26 protein-coding genes are annotated in these 24617 nt (G+C 56.2%); 14 read left to right on the top strand and 12 right to left on the bottom strand.

What is annotated here, in order from left to right; translation table 11 throughout:
* Positions 1-143 precede the first annotated feature (143 nt).
* From KJA79_RS20865 to KJA79_RS20825, 9 genes are all read left to right on the top strand, one after another.
* Positions 144-527: a single-stranded DNA-binding protein gene (locus tag KJA79_RS20865; RefSeq protein WP_213044030.1), complete on the top strand. Its 384-nt coding sequence runs from the start codon at positions 144-146 to the stop codon at positions 525-527.
* 450 nt (positions 528-977) lie between these two features.
* The gene (gene iscB / locus KJA79_RS20860; RefSeq protein WP_213044029.1) at positions 978-2378 is read left to right on the top strand and encodes an RNA-guided endonuclease IscB; all 1401 of its coding nucleotides are present in this window, start codon (positions 978-980) and stop codon (positions 2376-2378) included.
* Between the two features lie 336 nt (positions 2379-2714).
* Complete coding sequence (locus KJA79_RS20855; RefSeq protein WP_213044028.1) at positions 2715-3062, top strand: hypothetical protein; 348 nt, start codon at positions 2715-2717, stop codon at positions 3060-3062.
* Between the two features lie 105 nt (positions 3063-3167).
* Positions 3168-3578 (top strand): hypothetical protein, encoded by a 411-nt coding sequence (locus KJA79_RS20850; RefSeq protein WP_213044027.1) that lies wholly within the window; start codon positions 3168-3170, stop codon positions 3576-3578.
* Positions 3579-3646: 68 nt separating this feature from the next.
* Entirely contained in the window at positions 3647-4465 is an 819-nt protein-coding gene (locus KJA79_RS20845) for an RNase H family protein (protein ID WP_213044026.1), read from the top strand.
* Between the two features lie 140 nt (positions 4466-4605).
* Positions 4606-5004 carry a hypothetical protein gene (locus KJA79_RS20840; protein ID WP_213044025.1) on the top strand — a complete coding sequence of 133 codons (399 nt, stop codon included), beginning with the start codon at positions 4606-4608 and terminating at the stop codon, positions 5002-5004.
* 61 nt (positions 5005-5065) lie between these two features.
* Entirely contained in the window at positions 5066-5428 is a 363-nt protein-coding gene (locus KJA79_RS20835) for an SLOG family protein (protein WP_213044024.1), read from the top strand.
* Between the two features lie 201 nt (positions 5429-5629).
* Complete coding sequence (locus KJA79_RS20830) at positions 5630-5887, top strand: hypothetical protein (protein ID WP_213044023.1); 258 nt, start codon at positions 5630-5632, stop codon at positions 5885-5887.
* A gap of 81 nt (positions 5888-5968) precedes the next feature.
* On the top strand, positions 5969-6157 hold the full coding sequence (locus tag KJA79_RS20825) for a hypothetical protein (protein WP_213044022.1): 189 nt from the start codon (positions 5969-5971) through the stop codon (positions 6155-6157).
* A gap of 372 nt (positions 6158-6529) precedes the next feature.
* Here KJA79_RS20825 and KJA79_RS20820 read toward each other — a convergent pair whose 3' ends face one another.
* Both KJA79_RS20820 and KJA79_RS20815 read right to left on the bottom strand, forming a co-directional pair.
* Positions 6530-7042, bottom strand: a complete 513-nt coding sequence (locus tag KJA79_RS20820) for a metal-dependent hydrolase (protein ID WP_213044021.1) — start codon at positions 7040-7042, stop codon at positions 6530-6532.
* On the bottom strand, positions 7039-7452 hold the full coding sequence (locus KJA79_RS20815) for a hypothetical protein (protein WP_213044020.1): 414 nt from the start codon (positions 7450-7452) through the stop codon (positions 7039-7041). The genes KJA79_RS20820 and KJA79_RS20815 overlap by 4 nt, the downstream gene beginning before the upstream one ends.
* Before the next feature lie 545 nt (positions 7453-7997).
* On the opposite strand from KJA79_RS20815, the gene KJA79_RS20810 reads away from it, so the two are divergent.
* Entirely contained in the window at positions 7998-9071 is a 1074-nt protein-coding gene (locus KJA79_RS20810; protein WP_213044019.1) for a ParM/StbA family protein, read from the top strand.
* Positions 9072-9706: 635 nt separating this feature from the next.
* On the opposite strand, the gene KJA79_RS20805 is transcribed toward KJA79_RS20810, so the two are convergent.
* Positions 9707-10863, bottom strand: a protein-coding gene (locus tag KJA79_RS20805; RefSeq protein WP_213044179.1) for an IS3 family transposase whose coding sequence is annotated in 2 segments (ribosomal slippage) — positions 9707-10590 and positions 10590-10863 — 1158 coding nt in all. Because the reading frame shifts where the segments join, the coding sequence is not laid out codon by codon here.
* A gap of 1065 nt (positions 10864-11928) precedes the next feature.
* On the opposite strand from KJA79_RS20805, the gene KJA79_RS20800 reads away from it, so the two are divergent.
* Together KJA79_RS20800 and KJA79_RS20795 are read left to right on the top strand one after the other, a co-directional pair.
* Complete coding sequence (locus KJA79_RS20800; protein ID WP_213044018.1) at positions 11929-12183, top strand: response regulator transcription factor; 255 nt, start codon at positions 11929-11931, stop codon at positions 12181-12183.
* 70 nt (positions 12184-12253) lie between these two features.
* Positions 12254-12910, top strand: a complete 657-nt coding sequence (locus KJA79_RS20795; RefSeq protein ID WP_246507849.1) for an aspartyl protease family protein — start codon at positions 12254-12256, stop codon at positions 12908-12910.
* Between the two features lie 119 nt (positions 12911-13029).
* On the opposite strand, the gene KJA79_RS20790 is transcribed toward KJA79_RS20795, so the two are convergent.
* The 6 genes from KJA79_RS20790 to KJA79_RS20765 all read right to left on the bottom strand — a co-directional run bounded on the left by KJA79_RS20790 (position 13030) and on the right by KJA79_RS20765 (position 19589).
* On the bottom strand, positions 13030-14346 hold the full coding sequence (locus KJA79_RS20790) for a type II toxin-antitoxin system HipA family toxin (RefSeq protein WP_213044016.1): 1317 nt from the start codon (positions 14344-14346) through the stop codon (positions 13030-13032).
* The gene (locus KJA79_RS20785; RefSeq protein ID WP_343224279.1) at positions 14346-14597 is read right to left on the bottom strand and encodes a helix-turn-helix domain-containing protein; all 252 of its coding nucleotides are present in this window, start codon (positions 14595-14597) and stop codon (positions 14346-14348) included. Before KJA79_RS20785 ends, KJA79_RS20790 begins: the two co-directional genes overlap by 1 nt.
* A 138-nt stretch (positions 14598-14735) precedes the next feature.
* Positions 14736-16139: a replication initiator protein A gene (locus KJA79_RS20780; RefSeq protein WP_213044014.1), complete on the bottom strand. Its 1404-nt coding sequence runs from the start codon at positions 16137-16139 to the stop codon at positions 14736-14738.
* A 425-nt stretch (positions 16140-16564) separates the two neighbouring features.
* Complete coding sequence (locus KJA79_RS20775; protein ID WP_213044013.1) at positions 16565-17695, bottom strand: ParB/RepB/Spo0J family partition protein; 1131 nt, start codon at positions 17693-17695, stop codon at positions 16565-16567.
* The gene (locus tag KJA79_RS20770; protein WP_213044012.1) at positions 17692-18543 is read right to left on the bottom strand and encodes a ParA family protein; all 852 of its coding nucleotides are present in this window, start codon (positions 18541-18543) and stop codon (positions 17692-17694) included. Before KJA79_RS20770 ends, KJA79_RS20775 begins: the two co-directional genes overlap by 4 nt.
* 479 nt (positions 18544-19022) lie before the next feature.
* The gene (locus KJA79_RS20765) at positions 19023-19589 is read right to left on the bottom strand and encodes a helix-turn-helix domain-containing protein (RefSeq protein WP_213044011.1); all 567 of its coding nucleotides are present in this window, start codon (positions 19587-19589) and stop codon (positions 19023-19025) included.
* Between the two features lie 291 nt (positions 19590-19880).
* On the opposite strand from KJA79_RS20765, the gene KJA79_RS20760 reads away from it, so the two are divergent.
* Positions 19881-21122: a tyrosine-type recombinase/integrase gene (locus KJA79_RS20760; RefSeq protein WP_213044010.1), complete on the top strand. Its 1242-nt coding sequence runs from the start codon at positions 19881-19883 to the stop codon at positions 21120-21122.
* A 15-nt stretch (positions 21123-21137) separates the two neighbouring features.
* On the opposite strand, the gene KJA79_RS20755 is transcribed toward KJA79_RS20760, so the two are convergent.
* Positions 21138-21380, bottom strand: a complete 243-nt coding sequence (locus KJA79_RS20755) for a hypothetical protein (RefSeq protein WP_213044009.1) — start codon at positions 21378-21380, stop codon at positions 21138-21140.
* Positions 21381-21649: 269 nt separating this feature from the next.
* Between KJA79_RS20755 and KJA79_RS20750 the strand changes: the two genes are divergently transcribed.
* Entirely contained in the window at positions 21650-22348 is a 699-nt protein-coding gene (locus KJA79_RS20750; protein ID WP_213044008.1) for a hypothetical protein, read from the top strand.
* A gap of 218 nt (positions 22349-22566) precedes the next feature.
* Here KJA79_RS20750 and KJA79_RS20745 read toward each other — a convergent pair whose 3' ends face one another.
* Positions 22567-23013, bottom strand: coding sequence for a hypothetical protein (locus KJA79_RS20745; RefSeq protein ID WP_213044007.1), 447 nt, complete (start codon positions 23011-23013; stop codon positions 22567-22569).
* A 523-nt stretch (positions 23014-23536) separates the two neighbouring features.
* Positions 23537-24460 (bottom strand): tyrosine-type recombinase/integrase, encoded by a 924-nt coding sequence (locus tag KJA79_RS20740; RefSeq protein ID WP_213044006.1) that lies wholly within the window; start codon positions 24458-24460, stop codon positions 23537-23539.
* Positions 24461-24617: the final 157 nt, after the last annotated feature.

Raw genomic sequence — 24617 nt, 5'->3', positions numbered from 1 at the left:
ATGACTCCGTCTACCAATTCACCACAGCGCGTACCCGCACAACGCACCAGGCCGCACGAAGGCCCGCGCAGCGGGCAGGCATCACAGCGTCACGATTCAGGCACATAGGGTGCTTGAACGAATCACGTGTGCAGGAGGTAACTATGAATACATCCACCCAGACTCCACAGGAAATGAAGAAACCGTATCGCGACACCAATAAAATCGAGATCGCCGGTCAGCTCGGCCAGAATCCCGAGATCGTCGCGTTAACCTCTGGCCGGATAATCGTTACCGGCTCATTGGCCTCTCACCGGAACTACGTGAAGGATGGCCAAACGGCCAAGAAGACCAACTGGGTGCCGTTTACATACCGTGGCGACAAGCCCGAAGAGTTCGCCAATGCCTTACGGAAGGGCGATCAGGTTCTCCTCCTCGGTACCCTCGACTACCGTGAATGGATTGATGAGTCTACACAAACCAAGCGGTCCACCTTGGAAGTCGCCGCGTTCGAGTACAAACTGATCCGCGAGGGCAAGCATCATTAAGACAGTGCGTCGGCCTGCCACCGGGACTCAGATCGGCCCTCGCTGACAGAGTCCCGGTCCCGGCCATGTGGGTAGACGATCCCCACACATCGATCGTCGCCCGTGGATTCTGCGGACTAACAGAATCATCCCTCTCAGTGTAAGGCGTTCAGGAAGGTAGGCTTTGAAGCAGCCAGGCGGGTTGGAATCCGCTTCCCTCTAAGGAGTAGTCAACCGCCCCTCCCCTAAAGGAAGGAGCTTGCAGAAAGGATTCCCGGCAAGCTCGAGGTTGACCAGATCAAGAATGGGTAGGTCCCAATCTACGTTGCAACTAGAGCTAAAGAACCGACCCTGGGATGCTTCCTCAGTCCCAGGCACTCGAAGGCGGCGGTGCAGACAAGGCACGGGTGGCTACGAAACGGCCCCGCCATCCACGCTGGGTTGCAACATGGTCGAGGGGAGATGTGCCGCATGGCACACGTCACCGCCGAAAGGCGAGAACAAAGGAGTAATCCAATTCAATCACAGGTTTTTGTGTTGAACAGAGAAGGACAGACACTGATGCCCTGCCACCCCGCCAGGGCCAGGCAACTTCTCAAAGAAGGACGGGCTGTCGTCCATCGCGCTGTACCTCTGGTGATCCGTCTTAAGAATCGCACCGAAGCCATCGTGCAGCCGGTGCGCCTTAAAGTCGATCCAGGCAGCAAGGCTACGGGCATGGCGCTGGTGCGGCACCAGCCCCCAGCCTCTATTACCGTGCTGAGCCTTTTTGAGCTACAGCACCGTGGTCGCCAGATCAGTGAGTCACTGACAGCCCGCCGTCACATGCGTCGTCGGCGCAGAGGCAACCTGCGCTACCGCGCACCCCGCATTCTTAATCGCGTTCGCTCTGCCGGTTGGCTTCCACCCAGCCTACAGCACCGCATAGATACCACGCTGGCCTGGGTCAAACGCCTTCAACGCTTTGCCCCCATCAAGGACATCAGTTGCGAACTGGTACGCTTCGACATGCAGGCGATGCAGAATCCAGAAATTTCCGGCACCGAGTACCAGCAAGGCACGCTGGCTGGTTACGAAGTTCGAGAGTACCTGCTGGAAAAATTTGGCAGGCAGTGCGTTTACTGCGAGGCCAAAGACACTCCGCTACAAATTGAGCACCTCCAACCCAAGGCACTGGGCGGCAGCAACCGGATTAGCAACCTGGTGCTGGCGTGCCAGTGTTGCAACCAGAAGAAGGCTGCGCAGCCGATCGAAATCTTCCTGGCTCACCAGCCCGAGACACTGCGCCGTATACAGGACCAGGCCAAGCGCCCGCTCAAGGATGCGGCAGCGGTCAACACAACGCGCTGGGCTCTTGCCCAGGCGCTGCACTCAACCGGCCTACCGGTGGAGTTGGCCTCGGGTGGTCTCACGAAGTACAACCGCCAGCGCCTCAATGTGCCCAAGACTCATGCCCTCGATGCAGCGTGTGTGGGCGAGTTCAGCGTGCTGAAGGGCTGGCAGCGAAACACCTTGGAGCTTCGCTGCACGGGGCGCGGAAGATATCAGCGCACCAGGCTCAGCAAAAACGGCTTTCCGCGTTGCCACTTGATGCGTCACAAACTAGTCAACGGCTTTCAAACCGGGGATCTGGTCAAGGCCAACGTGCCCTCGGGCAAGAAGTCAGGAACCTACCAAGGGCGCGTAGCAGTACGCGTCTCAGGCAGCTTCAACATTTGGACCGGCAAAGAATTCATTCAAGGAATTTCGTATCGATACTGCAAACTGGTTCAGCGTGGCGATGGGTACGGATACTTTATGCAAACCCTAATCACACACCCCAAAGAGGCCCGAGCACGTTCGATGCACATCGTGCTATCCCCTACGCTTTGAGCGGCGCAGTTTCTTGCACACCTGACCGCCTCCCCGTTCCCACCTTTGGTCTTTCCCCTAGCTCTGGAGACCACTATGCAGAACGCTCCGATCCTTGCGATTATCATCTGCGGGCTCTTCGTCGGAATCAGTGTCGGCCACCCGTTCCTCCGCCGAATCTTGCACAACAAAAGACGACGGCACTATCAACGCCACCCACTCTCCCTCGAACTCCGACACCTCGCCCCTGTCTACCGTCCCAATCGGCATCGCTCCTGACCGCACGCGTCAGGGGCTGGAATCTCCTGCTGGTCCTGCGGGCAGAGTCCTCGCTCGATGACCTTAATGGAGGTGTGTATGTCCAAACCCGCTGCGGCTAAACGGTATACCTTCCCGAGCCCCATGAGTGTGGGAATTGCTCTGACTGCCCTCATCCGTGCCTACGGGTATCATTGTCATTCCCCGGAACCGTATTCCGCACATTCGTGTACCTACCTCGTCGAGAATCCGCACGATACGGCCGATACGGGCGGGTACACGATCACCCGAAAAACAGCGAGTGCAGAGGAGTACCTGCTAACAATCCACCGCGCCACTGCCCCTCATATGCGGACGCTCATCGAACGGGCACGTAACGAGGCCGCAGCACAGTCCAGCATTCAAATCGTGTCATCGCGCCGCGCCAAGACACAGGCGGCCGCTTAACGCCGAGACACCCGTCTCACGCCTCCACTGTGCAACTTCTCGTGATCAACCCACACTGCGTCTGGATCGCCCCACCCTAACCCCAGGCCTCCTGACGGAGGGATTATGCACTCTACTCGTCCGCTTCTGATCGGACTCCTCTGTTTCCTGCTGCTTGTCGTCACCAAAATGTCTTGGGCACAGTCCCAATCCATCCCGCCCATTCCAGAGGAACCTTCAGACACTCAGTTAGTGGACGAAGATGTGAACATCGCCACCGGCTTCTATGTCCGCGACTATGCCGTAGGCGGATCTCGCACGGTCAATTACCGGACCGCCAGACAAATCGTGAACGTTCTCCACAATGAATTCGAGAACACTGTCGTGGAGACTCTGGCAGCCCCACTGTTCTACTGGTTTGACCGCGATGGGACCGGCCAGTTCTCCATGTGGATCGAGGCTCAAGGCACCGGGTGCGTCTGTGATGTCCGCCCCTACGCCGATTCGTCCCTGACCGTGGCTCCACGGCTGCCGTGAGATGCGGCCATCCCCATAGGCCCGCTGCGCGGGCAGGTGATCGTCAGGTGTCACCCAGGAGGTCCACCATGATCCCACACCACACCCAGGCCCAGCGTGCAAGCGAGCAGGCTCGACGGCTTGCCGACACATTCATCGGTCGACTAACACAGTCCGGATACACGGCCACCGTCGGTGCCCCAGTTAACTACGGTCACAAGGTATCGCTCGCTCATCCCTCCCTTCCCCACACGCTGCACGCGGTCCTCTATGTGGGCAAAGACAAGACCTCGTTCGTGAAGGAGGGCAAGAACTGGCCGGATGGTTTGTACGATGTGCTACTCCAAGAGTTTCATACGCTGCAGCTCCCACACCCCATGCCTCTGGTGGCTCCCATTACACAGGCAGCAGGATCGACTGTTGCCTACGTCGATGGCTCCTATTGCGAGCAAGACCACAACGCGCACATTGGCTGGGCTTTCGAAATTTGGCGCGAGGGCCAATCCATCGACGGCCAGGCCGGCTCCATCTCACACCCAGACGCATTGAGTCTTCGCAACGTGGCCGGGGAGTGTCACGCGGTCGAACAGGTCCTAGAATGGTGTCGGGCTCATGACTGCACGGACATCGAGATTCGGTTTGACTACACCGGCCTCGCCCATTGGGCGAACGGCACGTGGCGGACCAATGCGGTCCGGACACAACGCTATCGTGAGCGAGTGGCATCCTCCGGAGTCCGCATCACATGGACCAAAATCCAGGCGCATAACGGAGAGTACGGTAATGCACGCGTTGACTTCTTCGCGCGCCACGCAGCCACCAATCATGTCTTTTTTCCAGAGTTACCACTCTCCATTTTGCCTCCACGCTTGCGCCAATCACAGGTGACACCTGCCCCTGGCCAGTAATACAGCTGTCGATGGCTGAGTGACTCCACCGCCAATTCGAGGCAGACCCCTCCAGTCCAGGCCCGCTACGCGGGCAGGCCGCCTCGGCACGATCACTCGCATGAATCACGCTGTAAAAACACGTCTGTCGGGAGGCTGTTATGCGCATGCTCGCTCTTGTGATGCTCATCCTCGTTCTCGGGGTTCATTCCAATCTTGTGAAAGCGGAGGAGATCACCCCTAACACCCTCCCGACCATCGAACCCACGCTCATAGAGATGCCGTTTGTCGAAGGACAAGGTGCGAGCTATCCCGTGTCGGACCAGGCGCGCGCCTGTCGTCTGGCGTTACCCAAAGCTCAACTAGCCCTCGCCAAAAGCCACGCGCACATGCTCAGGACGCTGGCAGTACGCCCGACCTCCGATCCGATCATCGACATTACGAACCACTATGATCGCTATACTCGCATCTGTACGGTCACCATTCGTCTCACCTGGCCCACGGTGTACACCTACCCTCCGGTGAAGCTGGCCACAGATTACCGCGTGCCGACGCCCTAACCCGTCGATACCCAAGCCTCATAGAAACGCTCTACGCAGCTGAACTCTTCGAGGAGGTCCTGTGAAACGAGTCGTGCTCGTATCGGGTAGTCGCGACTTTCCCTCCAAGGAATTGATCATGGACGTGATGCGGAAGTCGTTCTGTGCGGGCGATTGTCTGATCCATGGCTGTGCCAGGGGAGTCGACTCGTGGGCAGAAGAAGCCGCACGTTCAGCCGGAGTGCCCGTGTCCCGACGTCCGGCAGACTGGGACCGATATGGCAAATCAGCTGGTATGCTCAGAAATTCTGCAATGCTCCACGAAACCCTCGAGGCGCCGTCGTATCTGATCCTGATTTTCTGGGATGGCCGGTCGCGCGGGACGAAACACATGATCGATGCCTGTCAGGTCAGAGGAGCCACGTTCTCTGTCGTACGTTCATAGGAACGCAGGGAAGTCCCTGCGACACACACTGGCACCAAAGGAGATCGCATGGGCCGCACTACACCGCTCTGTCCCCAGTGTCAGGAAGTTGGCCCAGACACGGTGATCGAACACTCGACTCTCGGTCTCATCCAATATGAAACATGTCGAGACTGTACATTTCACAATCTCTCTCGCACATCCTCACAGGGACAATTTGTCATGAGCTGCTATGCGAAGCAGGATGAGCTAAATCGTGACCGCTATGCGCTCCACTATCTCACCTGTGTGCGTGGCATGAAGTACCAGATGTATCAGATCTCCACGGCGTACCCGCGGTACACCCTGACACGACGCGGCCAAAGCGGCCGCACCTACGATAATGCGCACTATGAGTTTTGGTGTAAGGTGGAAACGCTCATCGAGCACCTGTTCACACCTTGCTCGGATGGACCTCCGCAGCTGTCTCCGTTCCCGTAACCCCGTCCTGCATCTCCCACCTGCGGCTCGCTACGCTCGCAGGGTCCGCTTCCTGTGACTGTTCACCACAAGGAGGTCCCCATGAGACACACCGGCTTTCATTTGCCCATATCTGAAACCTTGAAACTGCGCACGCTCCGTCATGTAACGGAGCAGCAATCCGTCGATACCTTGGCTCGCCTCCGTGCACAGGACCGAGAGATGGATAAGAAGGACGTCGGCGCCATTGCCCGCGCGATCCGAGCTGGACAGTCGCGCATCACACTGTGAAGTCTTACATCACCTTTGTTTTAGCGTAGCTGTCTTCTTCCACAAGAAGACAGACAGCGCACGGCGGACAGTACCAATGGCCATGGCGATCCTATCGTCGCGGTGCTGTCCGCGCTCTTCTCCACGTCGCTCCCGCACAAGCAGAGGCCTTCGGCAGGGGCTCGCGACGACGCTCGCCGCTACGCCTACCTACACATTCCTCTGCTACTGCCCCCTGGAGTCTTCTGCCATAGTCATGTGGCTATTAAGTATGCGCTCGCGTGCTTTCCGGAATGGTTCACCGACGGCAGGGCCTCGGTCTCTATTCCACGGCCATACACGCTGCGGCCGTAGGGCCGGCGCGAGCATGCGCTCGCGCCGGCAGTCCCGCTCTCATTGCGACACGCTGATATCCCGCTTCAGGAGCTCGATCCACCACCCCAGCCAGTTTCCATGAATCGCCGCTGCGCCCAACGCTACCCCTGCCAGAACTAAGATCAGATGATCGGCAAACCCAAACGGCTTCCATCGCGCCAACACCCACCGCTCCCGATTCGTCGCATACAATGGCCACCACAACGGCACGCCCCCGCTCAGTGCATCCAATACAAGGTGACTCACCCAGCCGATCAGGCCCGCTTCGATCCACATCCATGGCAAATCGAAGACGACGGCCATGGAGGCGGCAGTCACGATTCCGACCAGCGAATGGCTATAGGTGCGATGGCCTACCAGCCCTTTGAATCCTTTGGCCAAGAGAAACAATCGATAGCCAATGGTCGATTGCGGCTCGTCAATGTCCGGCAAGAGCCCAGCTCCTGCTGAGATCAACAGAATCGTGGGGTCTGGTCCAAACAGCCAGGCTGCCAGCGCGGCTGGCACCAGGCAATGCGTTCGCCCCATCATGCGTCACCTGTATTCTGGAGATGACGCGCATCTTCTTCCCGCCCAATCCACTGCACATCCCCGGCAAGCGAGGCTCTCTTGGCCTGGCGGTAAGCCCGAGATCGGAGTTTCGCTTTGACCATGCGAATCCGCGACCGAACCACATGCTCTGCATTGAGTCCCATCTGGCGCTGCTTCCTCACCAAGTTATTCAACGCCCGCGCCGAGTACGCCGGATACTTGAGAATCATCTGTTCAATGTACCGGTCGAGCCCTCGAAACCGTCGCTTGATCCTGGGCGAATCTTCATCCAATAGGATATTGAGCCAGAGACCTACCAAGCGTGGTGCTCGGACTCTCGCCTCGTGCAACAGCTCGTAAAAGCGATTCATGTACTCTTCGTGTAACGCTCCCCCTCGCTGCCGTGGCATAGACCCCTCCTGGGGGAGGTGTTACCGGATACGGAACGCCGTCAGGGGGCAAGTGGGAGGACGATGACAAGTCTCAATATAAGACACCATATATGCATCCGGTATACGAAATGCGTACGCGACAGTGCTGCCGTACCTTACTCACAGTGCGTACGTCGCTATCGGCCAGCATGATGGTGAAGGGAAACCGCCGAGGGAGTGTTGAAAAGACGTGGGCCGCGCTGCCGGACAGCTTGCGCTAAATCTATGCCCTAGCGCACTCGCGAGCCATCCGCCGGACAGGTGTATGCCATTACTCCTATCCTGGGGGGCTGCCTCCCCCACACAACCGTGGATGTCAGGCCGATCCAATGAACTCGTTGTGCAATCACTGGATTCTCATTTAGATCTGCGTACGCACGACAGCGAAGTGTCTTACTTATTTGTCTGACATGTATGACAAATGGAATTAGTGCTGTATTGGCCCGTTCTAGCGCCACGAAGTTAGTAATACATCCCTAACTGAGTGGGCCCAATTTGAACCGCATGACGAACGGAGGCTGTACATGAGTAAGGCGACTGTTGAACAACCGAAAGCGTCTCGTGGACGCCAACGCCCCGCGTCCTCGGCTCCATGGGTCGCGATCGACGTCGGGTATGGATACACGAAGATCCTGACTCAGGAGGGACAGGCGAACGTCTTCCCGTCTCTGGTGGCGCCGGCGGAGCTCTCCAATATCGACCTGAGCTTGTCCGATCCCCAGGAGACCGTGAAACTCGAGGGTGCAGAGTATATTGTGGGCCAAGCGGCAGTGTCCCGGGGGTTTCGCTTTAGCGAGGAATATGACGGCTGGTGGATGACCACGCGCTACAAAGCGCTGCTGCACTACGCGGCCGCCAACTTCGTTCCACCAGGGTCCCGTATCGTGACAGGCATTCCCCTACATATATTCGGCTCTCAGAGGGCCCAGCACCAAATTAGCGACGTCTTCCGGAAGGCGCTCAAAGCTCCCGCCGTGGCCGTCTTACCTCAAGGATTCGGCGCGCTGTGCCTCGCGATCAGCACCAACTCCGCACTCGCGCAAGGACGGGTGGCCTTAGTCGATATCGGCAGCCGCACAACGGAACTCATTTGTTTCTCCGATGGACAGTACTTGAACCACGAATCGGCGGGGGTCGTGTTGGGGGTTGGACAGGTGTATACACAAGTGGCCCAGAAGTTGTCTTCCCAACATCAACGACCGATCGATGCCTACGAGGTGGACTGGGCGTTGCGCGAGGACAAGCCGATCAAGATTAAAGGGGGTGTGGTCGAGCGGCAAGCCTTAGAGGCGCTGGTTCAGCATTATGTGCGGCCGTTGGCTACCAGGCTCCACAACGAGATGACACGACTGTGGAAGGAAGGTGCACCAGGCATCGATCACTTGCTTTACTGTGGCGGCGGATCAGCTCTGCTCGCTTCCTATCTCGGCCACTTCAGAGACGACTATACGATTCTGCCGGAGAGTCAGTTCACCAATGCCGCCGGCTACCTGGAATACATCCGCCTCACCAGTAAAGATCAGACACGCGCGCAGGATCAGGGGGCTGACGATATTCCACAGGGGGACGCGTCTGCACAGAAGGCCTCGCATGCCTAGAGTCACAGTTTATTTCTCGGAGAAGTCAGCGGACGATATGCGACTGTTTCGGTGGCTAGTTCGGCTTCCCCCGTATCAACGCAGCCGCCACTTCAAGCGGTTGGCGTTGGCCCGCCTCATTAATGGGGCGGGCCGTTCGGGATCAAAACGCGCAGGAAAGCCATCTCAGACCGTACTGAAGGCCGATACCAGTGATACCCTCCTCTCTACGACTTCCATATTCGTGCCGATAAGCCTCGCGGAAACTCAGGCCGCGTTTTTACAGGCGATTAAGAGGCTCTAATTGTAGGGACCGTTGAGTTACGCAGGCATTTCATTACTCTCAACAGAGGAATCTAGGTGCTCCAGAATCCTGCGCACCATTGATAATGGTTGTGGCAATAGTCCAGACCCTAGCGACCTACCCCCTGCAGTTGTAGAAGCACGAATTTGAGTTATGCACAGTTCCGGCCGATCCGCACCAATCATAGGATCCGCACTCGTTTGAGGGGCAGGTCAAAATCAAAAATTAAGAGCAGCACCTTTGCGTTAGAGATCATGAACTTGCCAGGGCCATTCAGCCCTGTGCCACTTATACGTATTATCCTCGTATATTACACTACAAATGATCTTCCCCCGCTTTGGTGGACACCGGGTTACGCGACAGCGGCCCTTGCTTCGTACTCGGCTGGGGAGTGATAGCCGAGGGTCGAGTGGCGCCGCTGCCGATTATAGAACACCTCGATATACTCGAAGATGTCCTGTGTCGCCTCGCTCCGCGTCGCGTACTGCCGCTGGTACACGAGCTCACGCTTCAACGTCCCGAAGAAGCTTTCGACACAGGCATTGTCCCAGCAATTGCCTTTGCGACTCATGCTGGGAATGAGACCGTATTCATCAAGGACACGCTGGTAGCTCGTTGCGGCATACTGACTCCCACGGTCCGAATGGTGGAGAAGCCCTGCCGTGGGAGCCCGCTTCGCCAGCGCCATGGTGAGCGCCTGCTCGGTCAACTCGACCGTGATCCGTTGGCTCATGGCCCAACCGACCACTCGGCGTGAGTACAGATCCAGCAGGACGGCCAGATACAGCCAACCTTCCAGGGTCCAGACGTACGTGATATCCCCCGCCCACACCCGGTTGGGTGCCTCGACGGTGAAGGCCCGCTCAAGGGTATTCGCGGCTACGGGAAACCGATGCTGGGATTGGGTGGTGGCCCGCCATTTCGTCACCGTCTTGGCTCGAATCCCGTCCTGGCGCATCAGCCGGGCCACGCGGTGCTCACCAATGCGGTGCCCCTGTGTGACCAGAGCCTTCCAGATACGGGGACTCCCATAGGTTTCGCGGGATTCTCGATGGATCACCCGGATGACGGAGAGAGTCGTCCGGTCCGACACTGACCGGGCACTCTCTGGCCGGATACGCCATGCATAATAGCCCGCTGCCGAGACGGCCAAGGCTCGACACATCAATCGGATCGGATAGCGACGGTCGTGTTCCTGAATGACTCGGTATCTCATCGCGACTCCTTCGCGAAGAACGCCGCCGCACGCTTTAAAAAATCCCGTTCCTGCTTCAAGGTCGCGTTTTCTCGTCTCAGCCGCACCAGCTCTTCCTGTTCTGCCCGCATCGCCTGGCGTGTGTGGCCCCGGCTCTCCGTCTGTTGCTGCTCAGCTCGCCAGCGGTAGAGCAGATGGTCGGCAATACCCAGATCTCTGGCGACTTGTGCGACCGGTCGTGCCGAGTCTCGGACCAACCGAACTGCTTCCGTCTTAAACTCTTCCGTATACTGCCGTCTGGTCTTGGTGCTCATCCTGTCCTCCGATTTCATCCTGTTCCTCCTTATACAGGTGTCTGTGAAATCGGGGGAAGGTCAGTTGGAACTAAAAGCGTATTTCCCATTTCCGCTTCTTTTAGTCTAGATGCTGGGGAGCTCTTCCCTGTATTGCTTATGGACATGGTCGTATTCATGAGAACTCATGAAAAACTAAGCCAATGCCTTCACCAGAGCATGCTCGACAGCATGCTTTCTTTCTCGGAACGTGGGCTGAGTGCTCTTAAGTGTAATGGTCATTTTCTTGATAAGGACTCGGCAATTAACTGCCTTCACCTTGTGCCAAAGGCTACGGGGGTCTACTTCTCAGCCACAATCACCTCAGATGGATGTACACCCATCTGAGGGTCTGCGCTCACGATGTGCCGGACTACCTAGGCAAGGGATCCATCACAAGCCCGTTCGGGATAGGGAGAAATCTTCCAAATGAGGTCTTCACGGGAAAGACCCCCCTGAAGTGCATTCCACCGAAGGTCGTCACAACTGCGTGAAACCGCACGCTGCTCACTCAGAAGCAGGGGCCACCGAAGGTGGGATTGAGGGTTACTCCTCCCGCCTGTAGACTCACCCGAGTGCCTGTCCTCGGGCATAAAAGGTGTCAGCCTTAGTTTACGGCGATGGCAAATTCTGATGGCTACACAAGAACCTGGTTTGTGGAATGCGGACAAGAGAGAGCTGAGTCGAACCAGTCAAGCGGGCCTTGGCCTCTTCTCGTCCACGCTTCAAGTGGTGTACCTGAGTCCGGAAGCCCGCGTGCTACTCCAGGAATTCGCCCTTCGTCAAGGGCCATCTACTGACCTCCCTCCCGCAATTCAATCCTTTTGCCAGGAAGTGATGCAGACGCTGCCAACCACTCCCGAGTCAACAGCCTGGGAGGGATTGCGCCACTCACGCGTAACCTCCTCCCGCTCTCGTCCGATGCTCCTCCATGCATTTGGCGTCCCTGCGCCAGGTCACGATGGTGACGGACAACTCCTCCTTCTGATTGAGCCGGCTCAGCCAACCTCTCACGCACTCGCTCCTCACTCGCCCCCAATAACGCCGATGTACCTGACACGACGAGAGCAATCTGTCACGTGGTACCTCTTAGAGGGCCTCACGAACAAAGAACTTGCGAACAAGCTGCGCCTCAGTGAGCACACGGTGAAGGATCACCTGAAACGCTTGATGAAGAAAGCTCGGGTGACGACCCGAACTGCCGTGGTCAGCCGACTGCTAAGTGACCACCGTCTGCTCGCTCAACTCGCAAATGCGACCGTCCCTTCCGCGGACCAGGACATCCATGACCTCGCGGTGTAATCAAGCTCCGCTCGATGTTCTGCCCATACCGCGGATAGCACCGGCAACAGTCCTCACCGTCTTGACACTAGTGCTGCTGGTCGTACCGACTACCTTCGCAAACGGCACCCTCTTTGAGTGCGTGGATGCCCATGGCAAGACAGTATTCACAGACAGTCCCCGCCAGTTTCTCTCCTGTCACGCCGTCAATCTTCTGTCGCCTAAGGCCTCGACAGGACCGATGCCTCCGACCAGCATGCCGTTTCCCCCTAACGCGCCGCAGCATGTCGGTAAAACTCCCTCCTCTCCCCTCTTGTTGGACTATTCCCATGCTACCGCCGTTCCGGTGGAACGCTTGGGAAGTGTCCTCGTTGTCATGGCCACCTTGAATGACTCCAAACAGGCACGACTCATTGTCGACACCGGTGCGTCGCAGACCATCATTTCGCGTCGACTCGCCACGGAGCTTGGATTAGCCTCGACCGCCTACGCAACACGCGTACTGTTGCACACAGCAAGCGGGTCGGTTCAGGTGGACGCGGTGATACTGGATGCGATTCGCATCGGCGGGGCAGAGCTCAGGAATAGCCAGGTCTTAATCCACGACCTTCCCGATCTCCCATTTACGGTTGACGGGCTCTTGGGATTGAGCTTTCTCGGGGCGTATCAGATTACCCTCGACAGCAGCCGAGGAGAATTGCATTTGAAGTCACTGCCAGATAAAACACGCGAACTCGGGGATAGATAGATAAGTGGCAGTGGGAACCGGAGCAGTGACATCGCGCGGATATGTGATATCCTGAATCTCTTCGCTGTGGCGGTCTACCCCCACGTGTGCTGGAGTCACATCGCGCGCTTCAACACGGACTACGGTGCGGCGACAAGCACGTCGAGGCGCTGTTTGACACCTCGGGTTACGGAAACAGACACAGCGGTTGGAAAATCATTCGGCAGGGCATTCTCGACTGTTTCGAGCGCCTTGGGCGCCGTGTCCACGACCTCTTCGAGCGCCATGGCAATAACTGCTTTCGAGAGACCGGCGGCTATTGCGGTCTGCACGAAATGCCGGCGCTGAATTTCATCGATCCGGTAGTGACGGTTCGTGCCGACCGACATGGAGAGCTTCATCTGCTTGCGCTGCACCTGTCCCGCATCAAGGCTTGGCTGGGCAGTCAGCACATCATAGAGCGGCGTCAAGCGATAGCTGCCGCCGGGGCCGAGAAAGATGCTGAAATTCTTCGCATGTCCGTCCGTGGCTCCAATGAGCCAAAAGAGTATTTGCGCCTTCAATAGCGTCTCTCGGTCCACGGTCGGACTATCGCTGCCTTTCAGGACCTCAAGCATCTGTAGCAGTCCCGGTCCCCCTTCACTCTGATATTTTCTCGTCGGCGGCACCGAGAGCACCTGACAGAAGTCCTCCTGGGGCATGCGCAGCAGGCGCTTGTCCGCGGTCCATCGCCGGTCGAACCGTTCGACGACCAATGTCCGCATCCCATTGAAGTCCTGCATCTCCGCCTTATTGACCGGCAACCCAAACGCGGCGGCAAGCCTTAGGCAGTAAAATTCATTCTCGACACTATTGGACAGATCGATCCCATCTGGCAAGCGGCCAATCTGCTTTTTGAATATATGCGTGGTCGGCGTGGTACCCGACGGCTTCCACCACTGTCCCTTGTGCCGGAGCAGCGCTGTTTTCTCCTGGGCTCCGGCCACAGAAATCCGAAAGTCCACATCCCGACTCAGCCCTAGCGGAGCCTGCGACAGGCCCTGCAGTAGTCTCTCTATCGCCGACTCGTTCACCAACTCACCTGTGATCGCGCCGCTCTCACCATCGGGCGCATTCTCGTCGAGCCCCATGAACTGCAGCGCGCCCACGCAATCGCGCCCGATGGCCGCCAACAGGCTGTAAAAATCTGTTCCGGCCGCGCCGACCTTTTCGGCCACGCGCCGGCGTAACGTATCGGAATCCGGCAACAGATTGTCGAAGACCGCCGTGACCGCCGCCCCCCTGTATGCGTCCTCCCGAAGAGGAAGCGACAACGACACGGGCATCGCATACTCCCAGTCGAGCCACGCGGGCTCATACTGGAAATCAATGGCGCCCGTGGCAGCCTTGTTGAGTCGGCCGACCGGTCGGTTATTTAGCAGCACGCGCAATGGCGCATGGGCGCGGCGGCGGGACATCAGAAGATCTCCTCGATGTCCGCAGCCTGCCCCTTCGACCGTGGCACAATCCGAAGCTCGAGATCGAGCGCCGCCAGAATCCCCAGTATGGTCTGCAGCTTCGCTGCCGGATGACCCGTCTCGATCAGAGAAATCGTTTCCTGTCGCAATCCCGCCTTATCGCCAAGCTGTGACTGGCTGAGCCCCTGCTTCTTCCGGGCGCGGCGTACGAGATTTCCAACCTGTCGTGGATCGCGTGCGAGGTCTTTCATCGACATGCCTTATTTCCTAGCTGATCATTATGTGTCACATCACATAAAGTTGCAATATGCTACTTGGAGCATATTTAGCTGATATGCGACGTCTATCATACGAGACGTAGACGCGTGAGGGTGTGCGTTGAAGGGATGCTACTTTTCCGAAGAACCAGAATCTCGAGTGGTCCAAGGGAGATTCAATCGCGTCGCATCAATCGAGACTAGTTTAGCCAAATAACTGCCCATATTGAGACGCTCGCCGCGCGCATTGCGCTCACGCACTTCGCCGATCCGTCTCCAGATCATCGGATGTGGCACGCTGGCAATCGCGCGCTTCCACCATTTCTCCCACACCTTTGGGTCCTTCCGTCGGCCGGACAACTCTAGCACGATGCTCAATAGCCTCGCGTTCGAAGCTTCTCGTTCCTCATCCTTCTCGGGACTGCTCTCATCCGATTGCTCAATGAGGAGGAACGGGTCGAGCTCTCGTCCGAGCTGCGGCAATTCACGCTGACTGGCTCCGACCATCTCTTCACGGAATTCTCGCGTCTTTTTATCCGTCGCCCACCAGGCTGGCCCCGCCTCCCAAATAATCTCAAACTCCTTCCCCTCAGGCGTTCGAATCGGCACATATTCCCAGCGCGAAATAAATTCCTTTTCGAGCAACTCACGATGAGCCTCATCTAATTGCTGCTTTACCAGCGACAGGGCACTGTGTCGCTTGATCTGCCAATTCCGGACCAGTTCGGAATACTTTTGTGAAGCCGTTCCACGCCCAAGGTAAAACAGGTTATGCAACAGTTGATGCAGCAGTTTTGTGATTGATCCATGAAGATCTCGAAAGAGTTCATGATCGATGACGATACAATTGCCAGACCGCAGGCTCATCCAATACCACGTGGCAAGCTCAACCTCGTACTTATCTGCCACAAAGCCATCCGCATTGACTTGCCCCGGCAACACTACCGTTTGAAAGATATGAAAAACGATTCCCTTGTTCGAGCGAGGACGCTTCTCCGTTCCTCCTGATTCGCCTTCCTGTCGCCAATCCCGCCCGGCGCCAATCATCGTCCCGGCCATGCGTAGGAAGAATCGATCCATTTCCTGATACGAAGCCCCGCCAAGACCTTTCCCGCTCGCCTCCAACAATTCGCGCCCTGAGATCTTGACTAACTGATTAAACGGCTCGCCGCTGCTCATCGCGGCTTTCGTCCACCGTTCAAACCCCCGAAAGAACTCGAGATCGATTGAATTTGGAAGCCCCAAATCGCCGCTACCGTAGACCACCAACGAGACTTTGCACAGACGGCCGTTGCGCCACACATCTCTATAGATCTGCTTCTGGTAAGAGGCTCGTTTCGCTCCCGTCGGCCGACCTTTGGCTTCCCACAGCGGAATCGATCCCAAGATATGCTCGCTGAGGAGATGATCGGGAGTGGTAACGGACAAGGAGCCTGGATCGGTAAGAGTGCCGGGAAAGACTAACTCAGCGGAGATTCCGACAGGGGAAAGAGTCTCTTCATCCGGTTCCGAAAGCGGTGTTAAATCAACGTCCATCAGCGTAACGTTATGTATTAATTCTTTCGTAAGATTCTAACGTAGAGACACGATTTGTCAGGCGCTTGCTTCTTGCTTTGCATAGAACAATCAATGTCTTACAAAAACTGTGTCGTTCATCGAAGTAGCGTGACTTCATTCAAGTTACGTCGCGCTTCACTCAACTAGCGAAGGAATTGAGCCGTTTTCTTCATTCAACTAGCGTGAGCTTCACCGAACTGACGCGAAATCTTCATTCAAGTAGCGATGGGGCTGTGGATAACTCGCTTCTCGTACCCTCTCATCGCTCGTGCTCGATCCGGTAATACTATAAATCTTCAAAAATGCTGAAATATTTCTGGCTGAGAAAAACCATTGCCAACGTTGTTCAGCATGCCGCCCGTTTGTTCGTAAGTTGAATGAAACTTTTCACCGAAGATCCCAGGCTAGGTCAACTTGTCACGAAACTCCTGGATGCGCTCCGACGCCTGCTTTAGGGCTTCTTCAATCATTGGTATTTCATGCGGCTTGTTGGAATGAAAGAGAATGGTCAGCATGAACCCACGGTCTCCACCCCTCCCACGCTCCACGAACCGCACGGCTTGGGCGCCTTCATTAATTCTTGGTTTGCGATCGATTTCCTGTCGGATGCGGTCTCGAGTCCACGATTCTTTTGAGGCACGGCGAGCGATCGCGTGGAGACGTGGCTCGTCATGAGCCAGAGGGAGTAATGCCTCTGCGTGGGCCGCCGTCATGTGACTTTCAGGTCCAAAGAACACGTTCAAGATAGTCTCTGGCAATTTCAGAATGCTGAGCGCCTTTGAAATGCGTGATTTATGACAGCCCAGGCGCTCGGCTAACTCGGACTGCTGAAAACCATACCGTTCGATCAGGGCTTGATAGGCCTTGGCCTCCTCTAAGGCCGACAAGTCCTTCCGGACGACGTTGTCGATCAACGCCTCGGCGGCAGCTCGGTCTCGGTCCTTCCGACGTACCAGAGCCGGAATCGAAGGCTTGCCGAGTAACGCACAAGCCCGCCATCGCCGCTCGCCGGCAACCACTTCATACTTGCCCTCCTCCACAGGTCGGATCTGAATAGGAGTGAGGACTCCATAAGCGCGAATTGATTCCAATAGCTCCTGGTCAGCCGAAGGATCGACCTCCGATCGTGGTTGGTCAGGACTCGGCACCAGCCGATCGAGGGGGACTTCGACGACCTCTTCTAGCCGACGTAGTTGATCCCCCTCTTCCGCAACCACGGGAGCCACTTTGGGAGCGACAGACGAAGCCGCGGCTTCTGGACTCACCTGGACGGATGCAGATGCGATACCACCAACAGCTGAGGTGGGGGGTGTCGATGGTATTGGGCTATTGGGCGTTGTGGGCTCTGCTCCGGGCTGCTCACCTTGTGTATCCAAGCCGAGAAGGGCAAACGGACGAATACGACGAGCATCACGATCAAACGAGGCTTCGAGATCAGCCAGGTGCGAGGACTTTGGGCGTTCCGATTTAGCCTCTTTGCCTTTCGAGAGAGGGGGGTTCTCCTCTTTGCCTTTGGAGACTTGTTTGGTCGTCATGATTCACCTGCCCCAACCTCGACCGGTTCGTCCATGTCTTCAGGCTCCGCCAATGCACCTAACCCCATGCGCGCCAAGACCTCGCGGCCTAAATCCATAAACTCGCGCGCGGCATTGCTCTGCCGATCTAGTTGAAAGATCGTCTTCTTTAGCGATTCCGATTCTTGGATCTTGGCGGCCAATGGGATGGCAGTCTTAAATACAAGGTCTCCGAAACGACGTTCAATCACGCCCCGCATGGATTTGCAGACGTTTTTCCGCCCATCATGCTGCGTGACAAGGATCCCCAAACACTTCAGGGCAGGATTGGCGCTATCAACTACATCGCGCACCAGCTCCATGAGGTCCTCGTATCCCGTGATGCTGTATTTAGATCCGGACATCATGGGGGTCAGGTAGTAATCCGAAGCGACTAGAGCGTTGATCGTAAGGATCGACAGGGTTGGCGGACAGTCAATCAGGACAATATCATCATCCCCAAATGCCATCTGCTCTAGGCGACGCTTCAACACGATAGAGGGCATCGTAGGATACACCCTGGGAAGTTCGCGATCCGCTTTGGTCAAGGACACATGGCCGTAGATGAGGCGAACTTCTTTCTCGATGGTGTCATACCACGGTGCGGTCATGTCCTCATCGCGTTTGTTATCCATCAGTAGTGTGGCGGCAGTCACTCTGGCTTCGTATGGACTTACCTTCCCAAGTGTCGAAGATGCATTCGCTTGCGGGTCAATATCGACCACGCAAACGGGATGACCAAGTCTAGAAAGTGCTGCCGCGAGGTTCACCACCGTCGTGGTTTTTCCAACTCCACCTTTCTGGTTAATAACGGCCACTACATTCGGCATTAGTACCTCCTTGACCTACTATGTATAGGCCAGACTCCGGACGATAAGAATAACCCACCAGGTCCGGACATCTAACTTGCCATGGCGTTTTGTCTAACATGCACAGGATTAGCTTGTGGACATGGGGCAGCAATTAGATGTTTCCTTACGCCTGACGGTGCAGTCTGTCAACTACTTTATATAATAACTATATTCACTCAGCTCAAAGCACAAATATTTTGCAGTTGCGCCCGCGCAACTCAGAGAAAAGGCGATGCGGGCTGGATATGGCAGCAGCGTTCGATTCAATGCTTTTGATTGTGCGTGAAATATAATTATAAACCTTATCTTGCCGTTGCATTAATCTCGATATGGTTTAAGTATGTTTCTATGAGCCAGCGTAGAATGTACAAATGTTCATATTCCGCGTAATGTGTCTAGCTGACAATCGTAGAATATTTGAGAGTTGCGCGGGCGCAACTCTGAGATGGATTGGGATCTTATTGGGATGGCGAAGATAAGGTGGGGTACTTTGATCTGAGCCGTCCGTACATTCGCTGCTTCAGCAAATAAAAGAGCAGGCCTTGCTGAAACGTCGTTTTATCAGGATTCTGGCCGATATCATGAAACCGAGCGCGCACTTCTTCCTCAAGAGATTTCCGCTCAGAGGCCTGCAGCGACTCGTAGACGATCTGTAAATCAGCCCGATCTTCCTCGCTTAAATGTGCGAGCAAGTTCTCAATCGACCGCACATCTGATGCATCTAGCAGCTTTGGCCGGCGACGTGTCCGCAATGGCTTCGCCTGCTGGCGTACGAGTTTTTGATAGGAGCATGGTCTGAGCTCGTACAGACCGGCGCGTTTTCCCCCTCCTGGATGAACAACATTCACGATATCCACATCCGGATGTGCCAGCCGTTGGAGCGCCTGGTGAATAGTGGAGCGACTCAATCCCGTGCGAGCTTGCATACGATCCAGTGTCATCGCGACCGGATTGCGGCGGCGACCGAATGCTTCTCGGACAAGTTGTAAGTAGACGAGTTGGGTAGGCGCCGACAGGGCCGTCATCCCACCATCCAAGAGAAAGTGGAGAAGGCCGGTGTAGGCGAGGGGTGACCAGACGGACTCGCTAAGAAGGGCAGCTGGAAGAGGGGCAGATTCAGTCCCTTCAGGGGTAGGATTGTGCTCAGGAATATTCATCTAAGCCATTGATGTCTAAGTGCGATTAGCGGTTTTACGTTAGCTTGTCATTTGTCCATATTGAAATGTGTATAGTCGTCTTATGGACAAATGTCAAGTGCTGGACTACCACTTCATAAAAGAGAACCTTTGACGAAGTAGGCTGATTGGCTTATTCTGATGGCTACCATCCCGGACCAGAAGGAGATCCATACCGTGGACGAGTCCGACGCGACGTCTGATAGTGAGTCGACAATGACCAGGCTGCAGCGTGAGAGCGGGGAGGGGATTAGGAACCCGCTGAGGCTTCAGCCTGGGCGAGATGGCGATCACGTGCATCTCCAAGCGACGTTCTATCATTACCTGCTCTTTTGTCAGGCAAACAAAGCGGCGAGTACACACCGGATCTACCAATCCACCCTTTGGGCCTTCTATCGCTGGTGGAGGCAAGAACGGCCATTCGAGACACTCGGTCCCACACTGCTCCATGCCTATAAGATTTGGTTATGTGAGAGTCGGGATCGGGGACAAGAACGATTGCAGGCGCGGTCGATCAACAACTATCTCGCGGCGGTCCGTGCGTTCTGTCGATGGATTCACGCCCGATACCCGCTCAGTTGGGATCCTGGCCGGGAGATTCCGGACGAGCGTGTCGATAATAAGACCTATCAGCGACTTCCACTCAGTCCATCACAAGTCACGACATTAATTGGGAGCTTCGATGACTCCCTGATCGGGCGCCGGGACGCCGCCATGACGTACCTCATGGCGAAAACTGGCTTGCGCGCGATCCAGATCCAGCGGGCGGATTGCGGGGATCTCGAGTGCCTAGAGATCCAGGTCCACCAGAGAGCGGATGGGGCAAGGGAAGCCAGCGGAGCGGCGGTCGCACGATCGCAATGGATCTTGCGGACTCAGGGAAAGGGACAGCAGACGAAAGAAAGTTTTGTGAATTTGATGCCAGAAGTCTATGAGCGGCTGCAACGATATCTAGAGGCACGCGGGCCGGTGTCACCACGAGAGCCCTTGTTTGCCAGACACCATGACAAGCTCACTGCGCATCTCGTGCTAGCGCGGTCGAAGGAGGGCGGGGCGGAGGGGGCAACATTGGCGCCGAATGAAACGTTGCGACTCACGACCCGCGCCATCCAGCTTCGAATTACCGAAGCCATGATCCGATGCGGGCTGCGGGAAGCCGCGCGACCTGGTGAAGCGGCACCCTCAGGCAGTCGCCGGCACCGGCAACGACGAGTGACCCCGCATAGTCTCCGCCATACGGCCGCGACGGAGGCTGCTCGGACTGAATCGCCTTTCAAAGTCCAAGCCATGCTGGATCACAAGGACATCCGCACGACTCAAAAATACTTTCACGCGATTGATCGGCTAGAAGAGGGGGCAGAGTACGCGATCACGCGGTACTAGAGGAGAGGAATCTTTTCATTTCCCAACGACATGATTGTAGACAAATTCCCACAAAAAAGCCGCCATGACAGAACCAGTCATCACCGATACTCGCGTCGTGAGATCCGGATAGAGGGTGGCTCCAATACTCGCTCCCAAGTAGGTAGCCAATACCCACACCTCGCCGTTCGCTGATGCGGCTCCCTGCATCGCTGCCAGAATCAGCAATCCGGTGACTAAGGAATGAATGACGATACCAATGGCTGTATCCCGGGTCATCGTGCGATCTCCATAAAGCATCACAATTGATCGTTGATCACGCCCTCGTCAAAACGACACGCCTGAGCTCCCCCTACCTCTAGAGAAGCTCCCATGATCTGAGAATCGGCGGAAACTTTTTCCGCAACGTATCTCTTTTATGCACTTCGGGGATTGATAGCCAATCCAGCATTCAGCCCTAGTCCTCACCCCACTACATCTTCTATCTGATCCAGCTCCGCGCGAGCCCAGCTGGCCTGGCCCATTACACATCGGACGAGGAGACGCATATGACACTCAGCGCGCAGCACAAATTAGTGTCCCGCCTCTGGGCTGAAGACTCCGGCAATCATCCCGTGGTGCTCAGTGAGAATAACGCGGCTGAGCCCTCTCAACGGGGGAGTAGGCATTATTGGACATCATTGAAAGGGCGCAGCGTGGTGCATTGTCCTAGTTCGTACGGATGGCCCATGTTGTATCACGCGTCCTCGATACGCATCGAGGTTGGTGCCAGATGGCTATTAGCCCACCCCATCAGCCGAGTGAAAGTCGCAGGTGTGATTATGTGGGGCCTCTCCGCGGAGATTGCCTATCTTCGCGGACTCCGCATCACGCTGGGATGGGTGCGCGGACGCCGCACCACGTTGGTCGAGGGAGAGCGCTCATATCACGCCTCGGGGTGGGATGGTCGCCGGGCGGTACGGGAGGCGATCACGGCGTGGAGACGCCAAGGGAAAGAAGAGAGGGAAGCGTTGCAGATCCAGGCTTCGCTCTCACGCATCTGGGTGTCCGCTGCAGATTCCAGTGACGCCGGGAACTGCCCTAGAGGAACGGATTTTGTCTCGCGAAAACTGGCAGCCAGACTCGGCGCGCCGGGAGCTGATCTCGGTGCGGTCCGAGCCGACTATCTCTTGCAATATCGAAATGATGAGTACGCGTGGCGAGCGGTGAGAGTGGCCGCGAGGCGGATCGTTCCGGTGATCGAGTGATTCGTCGGCGACCGCGGCCTAAACTGTCGGATGGCAGGACGGTCAAATAATGGATTTTGGGGGAGGCGCTAACAGAGATTTGGCTCCTTAGCAAGAGGCCCTCGCTCTGGAAATTCGTTCAGTAGTTTTTATATAGGTAGCCTGGATGAGCACTCTACCGTTTGTATAGTGGGTCAGTTGAATAACAGAGGGCAGACGTCTGAACTTTTGAGTCGACTCTATCGGGCGGGGGTGTTGAGGCCCAGTCGAGCATCGAGGGCGTCGAAGAAATCGACGTAGAGGATCGGCCGGTGCTCGATGGGGATCGCCACGAGATTCGGCCTGAAGGCTTCTGACGAGACATTCATCGCCCATGCCGGCGTGACGCGGGCCGAGGACTCAGTGACTGGCTCCACCTGCACCGTGAGCTGATAGCCGACGGTGCCGCCGGCAAGCGCGGCGCTATGGCCGACGCCGCTCGGCTGACTTTTTAGGAGGCCCTTGGCCGGATCGACTGTCGCGAGCGCCATCGTATACTCGATCATCTGAACCTTAACGGCGTCAAAGACAATGGACTGACTGAGATTGTAGACCCGCGAACGGTAGTGCGCTTCTTCTTGTGGCGAGAGGATCGTGCAGCCGGCTAGAAGTAGCGCCATCAAGCCAGCGAGTAGTGAGTGCATCATGATCTCGTTCGTCCTCCATAAGGAAAGCCGTGTACGTTTGTTGCCATTTCTAAACTGAGACACTACCACTGTTTGGCCTCGCTCGATTTTGAGCCCTTTGCGGGGCCTTGAATCTGACCTTATGAAAATCCACGAGAAAATGAATGTAAGAGTTGTCGTCTCACCCAAAGCTCAAAGATGTCTGAAAACTTTGTCAAGTAGCGTATAGATGCTCAGCGAGCCAGATGAGCATCACAGACCTTCATAAGACCAGATAATAGTGCTTATATAGGATCATGGTAAAACATGAAGAATGGTTATGCCACACATAGAAGCGGAAGCCCTTCTCCTGCTCGCGTTCCTAATTCTGGCTATTGCAGACTTAAACAGCGAGACTCGGTATCTAGAACTCCGTAAGGAGACAATGCACCAAACCAGTTGAGATGTGCATATTCTGAGAGGTTGGACTACATTTCCTCCACACGTGGGTTTCGAACCCAGAACCCTCGCCTTAAAAGCTGCCACCTGATTCCCATCCTGCTGTCTACTGAATATCGTCCAGATAGCGTTCCGCTCCAAATCGTATGCGGTTGACCTGGTCAATGAGGACCTGAGTGGTCTTAATGGATTCATGCCGCATAGTCTTCTTGAGCTCAGACGGGCTCGCCCCTTTCCGATAGGCCAAGGCACCACCTGACAGCCGGAGTGACAGGGCGGTCACATGGGGTTGGGCAAGGCCGGCTTCCGTAAAAGCGGCTTTTAGCTGCTTGCGCATTCCCCGTGTCGTCATGCGTTCCCCTTGGGAAGACGGATGATGATTCGTGAACAGCGGGTCTTGTGACGGAAAGCGGCCGTCAGGATATCGCTGGCGGAGATAAGTCCAAAGCTTGGTGCTGAGATCCGGTCGTACCACGACGGGTTCCTGTTTGGCTTTGCCTTTGCTGTGCAACAACAGCAGACTCCCTTCCTCTCCGTACTCCGTGAGATCACCGATATTGGCCATGGCCAGTTCGGATTCACGGGCTCCGGTGCGAATCATCAACGCAGCGAGGAGATAGTCCCGTTGACCGACGAGCGTGGTCACCGCGAACTGCTTCAACAATGCTTGGAGATCCGTACGGGTGAGCAGGCGATGCCGCAACCACCGCGCTCGCGGTGGCCCTGACACAGCCGCAAAGGGATTGATCGACAGGTGGCCAGCGGTTAGGAGAAAACAGGCCCATTGCCGGACGGCCGACAGATGCAGGCCTTGAGAGGATTTGCTCCTGGTGCCGTGCGTTGCGAGCCAGCGCGCGTACCGTGTCGCCAACGTTTCGGAGACGGGGAGAGAGGGTTCATGGTCACGCCACCATTCGTGAAACGTGGTGAGCTTTCGCGCATAGGTCGCGACCGTGGTATGGGCAATCGCCGCCGCCCGCTCCTGCAGAAATGCCGCGATCAGGGTTGGGGCCAGGTTGTGACGTGACATTAAAGCTGTAGACAATGTGCTTGGTTACTATCAATGAAATCAAAGATTTGCATAGGACCATAAAGAGGTAATTATCATAAAGTTGTAGACTATTTTCGGTCACGAATTTCACGATAGTTTACGACAAGACATTATAGTTGTAGACAAACAGTGGTTT

Source organism: Nitrospira defluvii (assembly GCF_905220995.1).
GTDB classification, from domain to species: Bacteria; Nitrospirota; Nitrospiria; order Nitrospirales; family Nitrospiraceae; genus Nitrospira_A; species Nitrospira_A defluvii_C.
Note: the sequence above shows the minus strand (reverse complement) of the source record. Positions and strands in the feature narration are given on the sequence as shown.

Excerpts from the sequence above, each read along its gene's own strand:
- KJA79_RS20800 (WP_213044018.1), top strand. The coding sequence starts at position 11,929 with ATGTACCTGACACGACGAGAGCAATCTGTCACGTGGTACCTCTTAGAG.
- KJA79_RS20755 (WP_213044009.1), bottom strand. The coding sequence starts at position 21,380 with ATGACCCGGGATACAGCCATTGGTATCGTCATTCATTCCTTAGTCACC.
- KJA79_RS20770 (WP_213044012.1), bottom strand. The coding sequence starts at position 18,543 with ATGCCGAATGTAGTGGCCGTTATTAACCAGAAAGGTGGAGTTGGAAAA.
- KJA79_RS20845 (WP_213044026.1), top strand. The coding sequence starts at position 3,647 with ATGATCCCACACCACACCCAGGCCCAGCGTGCAAGCGAGCAGGCTCGA.
- KJA79_RS20745 (WP_213044007.1), bottom strand. The coding sequence starts at position 23,013 with ATGATGCACTCACTACTCGCTGGCTTGATGGCGCTACTTCTAGCCGGC.
- KJA79_RS20815 (WP_213044020.1), bottom strand. The coding sequence starts at position 7,452 with ATGCCACGGCAGCGAGGGGGAGCGTTACACGAAGAGTACATGAATCGC.
- KJA79_RS20780 (WP_213044014.1), bottom strand. The coding sequence starts at position 16,139 with ATGGACGTTGATTTAACACCGCTTTCGGAACCGGATGAAGAGACTCTT.
- KJA79_RS20765 (WP_213044011.1), bottom strand. The coding sequence starts at position 19,589 with ATGACGGCCCTGTCGGCGCCTACCCAACTCGTCTACTTACAACTTGTC.
- KJA79_RS20740 (WP_213044006.1), bottom strand. The coding sequence starts at position 24,460 with ATGTCACGTCACAACCTGGCCCCAACCCTGATCGCGGCATTTCTGCAG.
- KJA79_RS20750 (WP_213044008.1), top strand. The coding sequence starts at position 21,650 with ATGACACTCAGCGCGCAGCACAAATTAGTGTCCCGCCTCTGGGCTGAA.
- KJA79_RS20810 (WP_213044019.1), top strand. The coding sequence starts at position 7,998 with ATGAGTAAGGCGACTGTTGAACAACCGAAAGCGTCTCGTGGACGCCAA.
- KJA79_RS20785 (WP_343224279.1), bottom strand. The coding sequence starts at position 14,597 with ATGAAAGACCTCGCACGCGATCCACGACAGGTTGGAAATCTCGTACGC.
- KJA79_RS20840 (WP_213044025.1), top strand. The coding sequence starts at position 4,606 with ATGCGCATGCTCGCTCTTGTGATGCTCATCCTCGTTCTCGGGGTTCAT.
- KJA79_RS20820 (WP_213044021.1), bottom strand. The coding sequence starts at position 7,042 with ATGATGGGGCGAACGCATTGCCTGGTGCCAGCCGCGCTGGCAGCCTGG.
- iscB (WP_213044029.1), top strand. The coding sequence starts at position 978 with ATGGCACACGTCACCGCCGAAAGGCGAGAACAAAGGAGTAATCCAATT.
- KJA79_RS20825 (WP_213044022.1), top strand. The coding sequence starts at position 5,969 with ATGAGACACACCGGCTTTCATTTGCCCATATCTGAAACCTTGAAACTG.
- KJA79_RS20760 (WP_213044010.1), top strand. The coding sequence starts at position 19,881 with ATGGCTACCATCCCGGACCAGAAGGAGATCCATACCGTGGACGAGTCC.
- KJA79_RS20790 (WP_213044016.1), bottom strand. The coding sequence starts at position 14,346 with ATGTCCCGCCGCCGCGCCCATGCGCCATTGCGCGTGCTGCTAAATAAC.
- KJA79_RS20775 (WP_213044013.1), bottom strand. The coding sequence starts at position 17,695 with ATGACGACCAAACAAGTCTCCAAAGGCAAAGAGGAGAACCCCCCTCTC.
- KJA79_RS20830 (WP_213044023.1), top strand. The coding sequence starts at position 5,630 with ATGAGCTGCTATGCGAAGCAGGATGAGCTAAATCGTGACCGCTATGCG.
- KJA79_RS20865 (WP_213044030.1), top strand. The coding sequence starts at position 144 with ATGAATACATCCACCCAGACTCCACAGGAAATGAAGAAACCGTATCGC.
- KJA79_RS20850 (WP_213044027.1), top strand. The coding sequence starts at position 3,168 with ATGCACTCTACTCGTCCGCTTCTGATCGGACTCCTCTGTTTCCTGCTG.
- KJA79_RS20855 (WP_213044028.1), top strand. The coding sequence starts at position 2,715 with ATGTCCAAACCCGCTGCGGCTAAACGGTATACCTTCCCGAGCCCCATG.